At 69.6% G+C, this 10,739-nt stretch carries 12 protein-coding genes; 9 read left to right on the top strand and 3 right to left on the bottom strand.

What is annotated here, in order from left to right; translation table 11 throughout:
- Positions 1-311: 311 nt before the first annotated feature.
- The 6 genes from KBZ04_RS09285 to KBZ04_RS09260 all read left to right on the top strand — a co-directional run bounded on the left by KBZ04_RS09285 (position 312) and on the right by KBZ04_RS09260 (position 5,003).
- Positions 312-797 carry an allophycocyanin subunit alpha apoprotein gene (locus KBZ04_RS09285; protein WP_015110589.1) on the top strand — a complete coding sequence of 162 codons (486 nt, stop codon included), beginning with the start codon at positions 312-314 and terminating at the stop codon, positions 795-797.
- A gap of 43 nt (positions 798-840) precedes the next feature.
- On the top strand, positions 841-1,329 hold the full coding sequence (gene apcB / locus KBZ04_RS09280) for an allophycocyanin subunit beta (RefSeq protein ID WP_216906017.1): 489 nt from the start codon (positions 841-843) through the stop codon (positions 1,327-1,329).
- 46 nt (positions 1,330-1,375) lie between these two features.
- Positions 1,376-1,576 (top strand): phycobilisome linker polypeptide, encoded by a 201-nt coding sequence (locus KBZ04_RS09275; RefSeq protein ID WP_216906015.1) that lies wholly within the window; start codon positions 1,376-1,378, stop codon positions 1,574-1,576.
- Positions 1,577-1,787: 211 nt separating this feature from the next.
- Positions 1,788-2,933, top strand: a complete 1,146-nt coding sequence (locus KBZ04_RS09270; RefSeq protein ID WP_254991669.1) for an FtsW/RodA/SpoVE family cell cycle protein — start codon at positions 1,788-1,790, stop codon at positions 2,931-2,933.
- 25 nt (positions 2,934-2,958) lie between these two features.
- Entirely contained in the window at positions 2,959-3,687 is a 729-nt protein-coding gene (locus KBZ04_RS09265) for a cytochrome c biogenesis CcdA family protein (RefSeq protein ID WP_254991668.1), read from the top strand.
- The gene (locus KBZ04_RS09260) at positions 3,684-5,003 is read left to right on the top strand and encodes a cytochrome c biogenesis protein ResB (protein ID WP_254991667.1); all 1,320 of its coding nucleotides are present in this window, start codon (positions 3,684-3,686) and stop codon (positions 5,001-5,003) included. Before KBZ04_RS09265 ends, KBZ04_RS09260 begins: the two co-directional genes overlap by 4 nt.
- 1 nt (position 5,004) lies before the next feature.
- Here the strand turns inward: KBZ04_RS09260 and queF are convergent, their stop codons facing one another.
- Entirely contained in the window at positions 5,005-5,421 is a 417-nt protein-coding gene (gene queF / locus KBZ04_RS09255; RefSeq protein ID WP_254991666.1) for a preQ(1) synthase, read from the bottom strand.
- A 215-nt stretch (positions 5,422-5,636) separates the two neighbouring features.
- Between queF and KBZ04_RS09250 the strand changes: the two genes are divergently transcribed.
- Positions 5,637-5,975 carry a P-II family nitrogen regulator gene (locus tag KBZ04_RS09250; RefSeq protein ID WP_216906005.1) on the top strand — a complete coding sequence of 113 codons (339 nt, stop codon included), beginning with the start codon at positions 5,637-5,639 and terminating at the stop codon, positions 5,973-5,975.
- Between the two features lie 39 nt (positions 5,976-6,014).
- Here the strand turns inward: KBZ04_RS09250 and KBZ04_RS09245 are convergent, their stop codons facing one another.
- Positions 6,015-6,845: a TlyA family RNA methyltransferase gene (locus KBZ04_RS09245; RefSeq protein WP_254991665.1), complete on the bottom strand. Its 831-nt coding sequence runs from the start codon at positions 6,843-6,845 to the stop codon at positions 6,015-6,017.
- Positions 6,846-6,986: 141 nt separating this feature from the next.
- On the opposite strand from KBZ04_RS09245, the gene KBZ04_RS09240 reads away from it, so the two are divergent.
- Both KBZ04_RS09240 and purB read left to right on the top strand, forming a co-directional pair.
- Positions 6,987-7,181 carry a hypothetical protein gene (locus KBZ04_RS09240; protein ID WP_254991664.1) on the top strand — a complete coding sequence of 65 codons (195 nt, stop codon included), beginning with the start codon at positions 6,987-6,989 and terminating at the stop codon, positions 7,179-7,181.
- Between the two features lie 52 nt (positions 7,182-7,233).
- A complete protein-coding gene (purB, locus tag KBZ04_RS09235) occupies positions 7,234-8,529 on the top strand; it encodes an adenylosuccinate lyase (protein ID WP_254991663.1) in 1,296 nt (431 codons plus the stop codon).
- A gap of 16 nt (positions 8,530-8,545) precedes the next feature.
- On the opposite strand, the gene KBZ04_RS09230 is transcribed toward purB, so the two are convergent.
- The coding region (locus KBZ04_RS09230; RefSeq protein ID WP_254991662.1) for a helicase-related protein at positions 8,546-10,739 on the bottom strand (2,194 nt) is incomplete at its 5' end.

Here is a 10,739-nt window from a genome sequence, read left to right as displayed (position 1 = left end):
CTCGGGGGGTTTCTTTTGGCAGGTCTCTACAACGAGACGGGGAGATTGGGATGCGAATGCGCTTGCGCGCGCCAGAGGGCAACAACAAAAGATGAACAATTGCTGCGCCTGGATGATGTTAAGAACTCCCGCCAAAGCCGTTGCAAGCCAAGGGATCTCGCCAACAAATCCGCCGTGAAGAACTGTTACCGGCCCCCATGGGAGCGCGGGGCCTTGCCACAGAATGATGCGACGGTCGGCCAAGCCGATCACCCTTACCCACCGGATACCGGTCTCCTTCACGGTGACCGCTTGTTTCGAGGCAGAACTGCATGAGCATCGTCTCCAACTCGATCATCAACGCGGACGCCGAAGCCCGCTACCTCAGCCCTGGCGAACTTGACCAGATCAAGTCGTTCGTGGCAGGGGGTCAGCGTCGTCTGCGCGTCGCCCAGGTCCTGGCTGAAAGCCGGGAGCGCATCGTGAAGCAGGCCGGAGGCCAGCTTTTCCAGAAGCGCCCCGATCTCGTCTCCCCCGGCGGCAACGCCTACGGGGAAGAGATGACGGCTTCCTGCCTGCGCGACATGGACTACTACCTGCGCCTGGTCACCTACGGCGTGGTCGCCGGGGATGTGACCCCGATCGAAGAGATCGGCGTCATCGGGGCCCGCGAGATGTATCGCGCCCTCGGCACCCCCCTCGAAGCCATGGCGGAAGCCGTGCGCGAGATGAAGACCGCAGCCACAGGGCTCCTCACCGGCTCCGATGCCGAAGAGGCCGGCTTCTACTTCGACTACGTGGTCGGCGCCCTCTCCTGAGGTTTCACCTCCCTCCCGTCCATCGCCATCAAACCCAGGATCCATGCAAGACGCCATCACCAACGTCATCAACCAGGCCGACGTCCAGGGGCTCTATCTCGACGGCGGCTCCATGGGGCGCCTCGAGCAGTACTTCGCCAGCGGTGAGCTGCGGGTGCGTGCCGCCGCCACCATCAGCGCCAACGCCTCGGCCATCATCAAGGAAGCCGTCGCCAAGGCCCTGCTCTACTCGGACATCACCCGTCCGGGCGGCAACATGTACACCACCCGTCGTTACGCGGCCTGCATCCGCGACCTCGACTACTACCTGCGCTACGCCACCTACGCCATGCTGGCCGGTGACACCTCGATCCTCGACGAGCGCGTGCTCAACGGCCTCAAGGAGACCTACAACTCCCTGGGTGTGCCCATCGGCGCCACGGTGCAGTCGATCCAGGCCATGAAGGAAACCACCGCCTCCCTCGTCGGTCCCGATGCCGGTCGTGAGATGGGCGTCTACTTCGACTACATCAGCTCCGGCCTGGGCAACTGATCCCCAGCAACGCCCCCACCACGGCACGTTTTCCGAGGATCACCCCATGCGCCTGTTCAAGATCACGGCCTGCATCCCCTGCCCCGACAAGGCGCGCAGTCAGAGGGAACTGCAGAACACCTACTTCACCAAGTGGGTGCCTTATCACAGCTGGTTCGCCGAACAGCAGCGGATCATGAAGCAGGGCGGCAGGATCCTGAAGGTGGAACTGGCCACCGGCCGTCGTCAGCAGAACTGTGGCAACTGAGTGCCCCCCGGCACCATCGCTCCAGCGCCCGGCCCATGGCCGGGCTTTTTTTTTGCCTCGACCCACCCCCAGAGGCGGAGACGGAGAAATGTTCAGCGCGACTCGACAAACCCGCCTTCATCACGGCTGAATGGGCCATTCCCGCATCCCTGCCGCGCCCTTGTCCCCTTCTTCGCCACGCCTGCTCCACGGCCGTCCGGGCGCCGGCTGGATGCCGCTGCCCTGGCAGCAGTGGCCGGCAGAGGCCCGCCTGCTGCTGGGCCTGGTGGCCCTCTGGAGTCTGGTGGGCCTGCTGGTGCTCACCTCCGCCAGCTGGTGGGTGGCCGAACGGGAGATGGGGGACGGGGCCTACTACGTCAAGCGCCAGGCCATCTGGCTGGTGGCCAGCTGGGGGCTGCTCTGGCTCGCCATGCGCACGACCATGCGGCGCTGGCTGCACCTGGCGGCACCGGCCCTGCTGGTGGGCGCCCTGATGGTGGCCGCCACCCTTGTCGTGGGCACCACCGTCAACGGGGCCAGCCGCTGGCTGGTGCTCGGACCCATTCAGTTGCAGCCCTCGGAGCTGATCAAGCCCTTCATCGTGCTGCAGGGCGCGGTGATCTTCTCCCACTGGCGCCGCATCGCCCTTGACCAGAAACTCCTCTGGCTCGGCATCTTCGGGGTGGTGATCCTGCTGATCCTCAAGCAGCCCAACCTGAGCACCGCCGCCCTGCTCGGCCTGCTGCTCTGGTTGATGGCCCTGGCCGGCGGGCTGCCCCTGACGATGCTGCTGGGGGCGGCCGGCGGCGGCGTCGTGCTCGGGAGCCTCAGCATCATGATCAACCCGTACCAGCTGGCCAGGGTGAGCTCCTTCCTGGATCCCTGGCGCGTCGCCCAGGGGGACGGCTACCAGCTGGTGCAGAGCCTGCTGGCCATCGGCTCGGGGGGGGTGCTCGGCTCGGGTTTCGGGTTGTCCACCCAGAAGCTTCAGTACCTGCCGATCCAGACCACCGACTTCATCTTCGCCGTGTTCGCCGAGGAGTTCGGCTACATCGGCTCGGTGATGCTGCTGCTGTTCCTGGTGATCTTCGGTTTCGTGGGTCTGCGGGTGGCCCTGGCCTGCCGCAGCAACCAGCACCGGCTGGTGGCCATCGGCTGCACCACCCTGCTGGTGGGCCAGTCGATCCTCAACATCGCCGTGGCCAGTGGCTCCATGCCCACCACCGGCCTGCCCCTGCCGATGATCAGCTACGGCGGCAACTCCCTGCTGAGCAGCCTCTTCCTGGCGGGGTTGCTGCTGCGCTGCTCCCTGGAGTCCTCCGGCCTCGAACCGGTCCGTCCCCGACGCCGGGCCCAACGGCCTGCCCCGATAGGCTGATCCCTGCTGCCACACCTGACCGGCCATGCTCAGCCCCGGGCTGCCGTTCGCCGACTGGGCCCGCAGCAGTGAACTGCTGCTGCAGGGCTCCCTGGCCCACCCCGGCCCCCTGACCCTGGCGGTCGTGTTCAGTGGCGGCCTGCTCACCAGCCTCGGCCCCTGCTCCCTCTCGCTCCTGCCCGTCACCCTGGCCTACCTGGCGGGTTTCGGCACAGAGCAGCAGGGCCGTGCCCCCTGGCAGCGCAGCGTCAGCTTCGCCGCCGGCATCGTGGCGGCCCTGGTGCTGCTGGGCCTGGCCAGCGGCCTGATGGGTCGCCTGTACGGCCGCATCCCGGGCCAGCTGCCCCTGCTGGTGGCTGTCGTGGCGGTGGTGATGGGCCTGAACCTCCTGGGCCTGCTGCGCCTGCCCCTGCCGGCCGGGCCCGATCCCGACCGCTGGCGGCGGCGGGTGCCGGCACCACTGGCCCCTCTGGCGGCCGGCCTGGCCTTCGGCCTGGCCGCCACCCCCTGCACCACCCCGGTGCTGGCGGTGCTGCTGGCCTGGATGGCCCAGAGCGGCCAGCCCCTGGTGGGCATGCTGCTGCTCTGCAGCTTCGGCGCCGGCCAGGTGATGCCCCTGCTGCTGGCCGGCACCGTGGCCGCCTCCCTGCCCGGCCTGCTGCAGCTGCGCCAGCTGGGCCAGTGGGTGCCACCGATCAGCGGCGTGGTGCTGCTCGCCAGCGGCGGCCTCACCCTGCTGTCGGTGCTGCCATGACCGGCACCGCCTCCTCCCCCTGGCGCCCCCTCCAGCGGCTGGCGGGCTGGATCTCCGACCTGCGCCTGGCCATCGGCCTGCTGCTGATCATCGCCCTGGCCAGCGGCATCGGCACGGCCATCCCCCAGAAGGAGGAAGCCGCCTTCTACCACCAGCTCTACGACCCCAAGCCCTGGCTGGGCCTGCTGGGCGGGGGCGGGGTGCTGCGGCTGCAGCTGGATCACGTCTATTCCAGCGGCTGGTTCCTGGGCCTGCTGGCCTGGCTGGGCCTGTCCCTGATCCTGTGCAGCTGGCGTCGCCAGTGGCCCGCCCTGCAGGCCTCCCTGCGCTGGATCGACTACCGCAGCCCCCGCCAGCTGAGCAAGCTGAGCGTGGCCGAAACCCTCGTCACCGCCGAGCCCGTGGCGGGTCTGGAGCGGCTGGAGGCCGATCTGCGCGGTTCGGGCTGGCAGATCCGCCGCCAGGACGATCGCCTGGCGGCGCGCCGCGGCGTGCTTGGCCGGGTGGGCCCGTTGCTGGTCCATGCCGGCATGGTGGTGCTGATGGTGGGGGCGGCCTGGGGCGCCCTGGGGGGCCAGCGCCTGGAGCGCTTCCTGGCCCCGGGCCGGGAGCTGGAACTGCTCGACAGCCGTGGCAGCACCCAGGTGACCCTGGCCCTTGACGACTTCCGCATCCAGCGGGATCCGGCCGGCCGGCCGGAGCAGTTCTCCTCCAGCCTGCGGCTCATCTCCCCCGGCGAGGACGCCCCCGCCACCGCAGCCGCCATCAGCGTCAACCATCCCCTGCGCTACCGGGGCATGACCCTGTACCAGGCGGACTGGTCCCTGGCGACGATCAGCCTGCAGCTGGGGCGCAGCCCGGTGCTGGAGCTGCCCCTCCAGACCTTCCCCCAGCTGGGGGACCAGCTCTGGGGACTGGTGCTGCCCACCCGCCCGGATGGCAGCGAGCCGGTGCTGCTGAGCCTCACCAGCGAACAGGGGCCGGTGCAGGTTTTCGGCCCCGATGGCGTGGCCCTGGCCCAGCTGGTGCCCGGCGGCGAGGCCCAGGAGGTGAAGGGACTGCCGATCCGGGTGGCGGGCGTGCTGCCCGCCAGCGGCATCCTGTTCAAACGGGACCCCGGCGTGCCCCTCGTCTACGCGGGGTTCGCCATCGCCCTGCTGGGGGGCGGCCTCAGCCTGGTGGCCACCCGCCAGCTCTGGGCGATCGCCGATGGCACCGGCGGCCGGCTGCACGTGGCGGGGCTCTGCAACCGCAACCTCACCGGCTTCGCCGCCGAGCTTCCGGCGCTGCTGCAGCGGCTGGAACCCCAGCCCTGACTCAGCAGGGCCGGCGCTCGCCGTGGCTGACCCGAACCACGGTGTGGACGTTGCCGCGGGGGTTGAAATCGGCCTCCAGCTGCATCCAGAGGGGATCGCAAGCGTTCACCAGGTCGTCGAGGATCCGGTTGGCCGCCTCCTCGTGGGAGATGGAGCGGTGGCGGTAGCTGTTGACGTAGAGCTTGAGGGCCTTGAGTTCCAGCACCCGAGGACCGGGCTGGTACAGCAGCCGCAGCACGGCGAAATCGGGGTAGCCGGAGAAGGGGCAGGTGCAGGTGAACTCCGGCAGTTCGATGGACACCTCGTAGGCGCGACCCTCGCGGGGGTTGGCGAAGCAGACCAGCTGGGCCTCGGCGATGGCCCGCTCCCCGTAGAGGGGCGTGACGGTCTGGGGCTCGTCGGCGACACCGGAAGCCATGGTCAGGGGCACAGGGAAACGGAATTTGACCGTACAGGAGCTGGCGGATGGGGCGGCGCTCCCGGCGGCGGCCCGACCCGCCCGTCAGCGGCCCGGAGCGCGCGTAGCAACCGTTACGACGGCCCCGGCAAGGCTCGGCGGTAATGGAGCCGTCCCCTGCCCAGGGGGGGACTCTGAGAGACTCCAACCGTCGCCTTCCTGACCGCAGCACAGCCATGAAGAAAATCGAGGCCATCATCCGCCCCTTCAAACTCGAGGACGTGAAGATCGCCCTTGTCAATGCGGGCATCGTTGGCATGACCGTCAGCGAAGTTCGCGGATTCGGTCGGCAGAAGGGGCAGGTGGAGCGTTATCGCGGTTCCGAATTCACGGTCGAATTCCTGCAGAAACTCAAGCTGGAAATCGTCGTCGACGATGAACGGGTGGCCACGGTGGTCCAGGCGGTGCAGGACGCGGCCCGCACCGGTGAGATCGGCGACGGCAAGATCTTCATCAGCACCGTCGATTCCGTCATCCGGATCCGCACCGGCGACCTCGACAGCGGCGCCATCTGAGCCCCCGCTCCCTCCGCCCTGACCCTGGCCGTGGGCCCCTCAGTCCACGGCCAGGGTGGACTTCACCAGGGCTGCGATCCTGCCGGACCAGTCCGTGCCCTCGGAGGGAAGCTCGGCGCCGGCGCCGGGCGGCACGAGCCACAGCAGGTATTCATGGTTGCCGGCCGGACCGGTGAGGGGTGAGGCCACCAGTCCCGCCGGATGCCACGCCAGCTCACGGGCGGCCGCGATCACGGTGGCGATCGCATCGGCATGGGCGGCCGGATCCCGCACCACCCCCCCCTTGCCCACCCGCTGGCGGCCCACCTCAAACTGGGGCTTGACCAGCAGCACCGCCTCGCCCGCCTCCACCAGCAGGGCCCGAAGGGCCGGCAGCACCCGGGTGAGGGAAATGAACGACACATCGGCGACGGCCAGGTCGGGCCAGGGGTCACCCTCGCCGTAGAGAGCCTCCGGGGTGAGATGGCGCAGGTTGGTGCGCTCCCGCAGCACCACCCGTTCATCGGTGCGCAGGCTCCAGGCCGTCTGGCCGTAGCCCACATCGATCCCGTACACCCGCACGGCCCCGTGCTGCAGCAGGCAGTCGGTGAAGCCGCCGGTGGAGATGCCGCCGTCGAGGCACACCCGGCCTTCCACCTGGATCGCCAGGGCCGCCAGGGCCCCCTCCAGCTTCTCGCCCCCCCTCGAGACGAACCGGGGCGGCTGCTCCACCTCCAGCGGCAGGGAGTCGGCCACCTCGGTGCCGGGCTTGTCGAGCACCTCGCCGCCACCACGCACCCGGCCGGCACGGATCAGCTGCTGGGCCTGCTGCCGACTGGCCACCAGGCCCAGATCCACCAGACGGCGATCGAGCCGCTGCTTACGGGCCATGCTGCGTTCCGGCCATGGGTGCTGCCGCTCCACCGGCATGTTGTCACCGAACAGCGATCCAAACCGAACAAAAACCGATGGGCAGAGGGTTCGGCGCGGAACAGTCGCAGGATGGCTCAAGTCGTTCTCCGGTTTCCTCCCATGGCTGCCCCCGGTTCCAACGTGGTGGAGCTGCTGCACCCAGGCAGCTTTGTGTGGTTGCGGGACCATCCGGAGGATCTGCCCCCCTTCCAGCTGATCCACCGCCGCGGCACCCGCTGCTGGGTGCGCCAGCAGGCCTGGGGGTCGATGGTGCACCTGGAGCTGCCCTACCGCCGCCTCACCGCCGCCGCCTGAGCCGGTGGGGGTGGCTCGATAGGTTGGTGGACCGTTCGCCACCGCCCGGCCCTTGATCGAGCGTTACACCCTGCCCGAGATGGGCCGCCTTTGGAGCGAGGAAGCGAAGTTCCAGAGCTGGCTTGAGGTGGAGATCGCCGCCACCGCCGCCAACGTGGAGCTTGGCAGGGTGCCGGCCGAGGCGCTGGCCACGATCCGGGAGAAGGCGGCCTTCGAGGTGCCGCGGATCCTGGAGATCGAGGCGGAGGTGCGCCACGACGTCATCGCCTTCCTCACCAACGTCAATGAGCACGTCGGTGATGCGGGCCGCTACATCCATGTCGGCATGACCAGCTCGGACGTGCTGGACACCGGCCTGGCCCTGCAGCTGAAGGCCTCGGTGGCCCTGCTGCGCACCGAGCTCGATGGCCTCGCCGATGCCCTGCGCCGGCTGGCCCGGGCCCACAAGGACACGGTGATGATCGGCCGCTCCCACGCCATCCACGGCGAACCAATCACCTTCGGCTTCAAGGTGGCCGGCTGGCTGGCCGAAACGGAACGCAACCGGGAGCGGCTGGAGCGGCTCGCCGCGGTGGTGGCCGTGGGCCAGATCAGCGGCGCCATGGGCACCTACGCCAACACCGATCCGCAGGTGGAGGCGATCACCTGCCGGCTGCTGGGCCTGGAGCCCGACACCGCCAGCACCCAGGTGATCGGCCGCGACCGCCACGCGGAGTACGTCCAGACCCTGGCCCTGGTGGGCACCTCCCTGGAGCGCTTCTCCACCGAGATCCGCAACCTGCAGCGCTCCGACGTGCTGGAGGTGGAGGAGAACTTCGCCAAGGGCCAGAAGGGCAGCTCAGCCATGCCCCACAAGCGCAACCCGATCCGCAGCGAACGCATCAGCGGCCTGGCCCGGGTGCTCCGCAGCTACACCGTGGCGGCCCTGGAGAACGTGGCCCTCTGGCACGAGCGCGACATCAGCCACAGCTCGGTGGAGCGGATGATGCTGCCAGACTGCTCGGTGACCCTGCATTTCATGCTGCGGGAGATGACCGCCGTGATCGAAGGGCTGGGGGTGTATCCCGAGAACATGGCCCGCAACATGAACGTCTACGGCGGCGTCGTGTTCAGCCAGCGGGTGCTGCTGGCCCTGGTGGAGGCGGGGCTGAGCCGGGAGGAGGCCTACCGGATCGTGCAGCGCCACGCCCACGCCGCCTGGAACACCGAGGGCGGCGACTTCCGCGCCAACCTGGCGGGCGATCCCACGGTCACCAGCCACCTGGGCCCTGAGCAGCTGGGGGCCTGCTTCGCCACCGACCTGCACCGGGCCAACCTGGACGTGATCTGGGAGCGGCTGGGGATCTGAGGGGGGCGGCCGCCCCCTAACCGGCCGGCGGCCGCTCCGTCGCCGGATCCAGCTTGCCGTTGCCGCTGGCCAGCAGATCCTCGATCTCGCAGACCGGGAAGCGGTTGATGCTCTTGAGCGCCAGACGCGAGTTGCGGCGCAGCTGCTCGCTGATCGCCTCGCAGTAGGGCACCTGGGCCAGCAGGTCGACGGTGCGGCGCAGGATCCGCACCACGTCCCCCTCATCGAGGGAGGTGTTGGCGATCACGTCGTTCCAGCTGGCGCCCCGGGCCCAGGCGTGGACCAGGCCGGTGAGTTCCGGCTCCCACCACACCGGCACCACCACCGAAGCCCGCTCCTGCTGGCGCTGCAGCTCGCGCCGCAGGCCGCGCAGGTCGTGGAGCGCCTCCTCGGAGGCCGGTGGCGGCGGGTAGCCGCACCAGAGGTCGGGCCGGTTCACCTCGGTGGAGATGGCCTCCAGCACCGCCGCCAGCTCGGCCGGATCCAGGGCATCGAGGTGGCCGCTCATCAGGGCCAGCCCCAGCCAGAGCTCGTTGTCGCCCCGCAGGGCCGCCACGGTGCGGCCCACCTCGGTGGGCTCCAGCCCCTCCTCACCATCGAGGGCGCCGAAGAAGCGCAGGATGTCGATCAGGGAGAGGAAGGTGTCCCAGTGGCGGTTGGCCCGGTGATGCAGCAGCCGCTGCCGTTCGCCGATCTCCTCCTCCAGTTCCTCCATGCGGCGGCGGTGCTTCTTGAGGTGCTTGCGGTCGCCCCAGCGGTGGGCCGGGTGGGCCTCCAGCTCCTGCTCCAGCTGCTGCACCAGCTGGCCCTGCTGCTGCACCTCCCCGGCCAGGTCGTAGCGGGGGGTGTGCATGTCGTGGCGGCGGGCCATCGAGGACACCGCCAGGGCCAGGCCGCCGCTGGCGTTATCGCCGTGGCGCAGCTCGTTGGCGTGGTGCAGATCCGGCGGCTCCAGCTGGTCCACCTGCAGGCAGCTGAGCTCGGCGTGCAGGGTCACCACCGCGTGGCAGGGGAGCAGGATCCAGACGTTCTCGTCGGTGAGGCAGAGCAGCAACGGGAACTGGCCGGAGCCCGGCACCTTGGCCACGATCACCGCCGGGGTGACCCGGCTGCGCAGGGCCGGCGCCTTGACGCTCACCAGCGTTCCCTCGCTGGCGAACTGCAGGGCCAGGGTGAGCTCGTGAGCGAGGGTCTCCTCGGCCTGCTGCTGCAGGATCCGGTGCAGGCGGCGCTCCTCCCGCAGGCGTCCGCGGACTTTTTCGTAGTCCTCGAAGTCGTCCCAGGGCACCTCGCCGCCACTCGATTCCAGGCTGGCCAGCTGGGCCATCAGCTCGGCGATGCGGGCCTCGTCCTCGGCCAGATCCAGCCCCGCCAGGTAGCGGCCGAAGCTGCGCTCCACCAGCTCCCGGGCCTTGGCCAGGTCGTAGCGCTGCAGCAGGTTGAGCACCATGCCGTAGCTGGGGGTGAACTGGCTCACCAGCGGATCGGCCGGGCTGGTGGCCAGCGCCCCGGCCTCCCGCACCCCCTCGAAGCGGCTCTGCACCGTCACCACGTAGCCCTGGGTGTCGAGGCCGCGGCGGCCGGCGCGGCCCGCCCTCTGCAGGAACTCGCTGCCCATCAGGGGCCGATGGCCGCGCTCGGTGCGTTTGGAGAGGGCCGAGATCACCGTGGTGCGTGCCGGCATGTTGATGCCCGCGGCCAGGGTCTCGGTGGCGAACACCACCTTGATCAGCCCCTGCTGGAACAGCTCCTCGATCAGCTCCTTCCAGGCCGGCAGCACGCCGGCATGGTGGGCGGCGATGCCCCGCAGCAGGGCATCGGCATGGCCGCCTTCCCGCACCGCCTCGGGGGTCACCGCCATGAAGGACTCCAGCCGCCGGCGGATCCGCGCCTGCTCTTCGGCGTTGACGAGGCACACCTTGGCCAGGTCGCGCACGGAGCGGTCGCAGTTGCGGCGGCTGAAGATGAAGTAAATGGCTGGCAGCATCTCGCGCTCCGCCATCTGGGCGACCACGAAACCGATCGGCGGCGCCTCCGGCTGGGGCGGTCGCTGCTCCTTGGGTCCCTTGCGGCGGGTGGATTTCGGAGGGCGCCAGACCTTGCAGTTGGGGTGCAGGCCGGTGCCCTCGTCGTTGAGCAGCGGATGCAGACCCTTGGCGCTGCAGAAGCTGAAGGCCAGGGGAACCGGGCGGAAGTCGCTGTGGATCAGC

This window comes from Cyanobium sp. N5-Cardenillas (assembly GCF_024345515.1).
GTDB lineage: Bacteria > Cyanobacteriota > Cyanobacteriia > PCC-6307 > Cyanobiaceae > Cyanobium.
The sequence above is the reverse complement of the archived record's forward strand: the minus strand, read 5'-3'. Positions and strand labels throughout refer to the sequence as shown.

What these genes read in the sequence shown, in the direction of transcription:
- KBZ04_RS09245 (WP_254991665.1), bottom strand. Translation starts at nt 6,845, where the DNA reads ATGGCCCGTAAGCAGCGGCTCGATCGCCGTCTGGTGGATCTGGGCCTG.
- apcB (WP_216906017.1), top strand. Translation starts at nt 841, where the DNA reads ATGCAAGACGCCATCACCAACGTCATCAACCAGGCCGACGTCCAGGGG.
- KBZ04_RS09275 (WP_216906015.1), top strand. Translation starts at nt 1,376, where the DNA reads ATGCGCCTGTTCAAGATCACGGCCTGCATCCCCTGCCCCGACAAGGCG.
- KBZ04_RS09270 (WP_254991669.1), top strand. Translation starts at nt 1,788, where the DNA reads ATGCCGCTGCCCTGGCAGCAGTGGCCGGCAGAGGCCCGCCTGCTGCTG.
- queF (WP_254991666.1), bottom strand. Translation starts at nt 5,421, where the DNA reads ATGGCTTCCGGTGTCGCCGACGAGCCCCAGACCGTCACGCCCCTCTAC.
- KBZ04_RS09265 (WP_254991668.1), top strand. Translation starts at nt 2,959, where the DNA reads ATGCTCAGCCCCGGGCTGCCGTTCGCCGACTGGGCCCGCAGCAGTGAA.
- KBZ04_RS09250 (WP_216906005.1), top strand. Translation starts at nt 5,637, where the DNA reads ATGAAGAAAATCGAGGCCATCATCCGCCCCTTCAAACTCGAGGACGTG.
- KBZ04_RS09260 (WP_254991667.1), top strand. Translation starts at nt 3,684, where the DNA reads ATGACCGGCACCGCCTCCTCCCCCTGGCGCCCCCTCCAGCGGCTGGCG.
- KBZ04_RS09285 (WP_015110589.1), top strand. Translation starts at nt 312, where the DNA reads ATGAGCATCGTCTCCAACTCGATCATCAACGCGGACGCCGAAGCCCGC.
- KBZ04_RS09240 (WP_254991664.1), top strand. Translation starts at nt 6,987, where the DNA reads ATGGCTGCCCCCGGTTCCAACGTGGTGGAGCTGCTGCACCCAGGCAGC.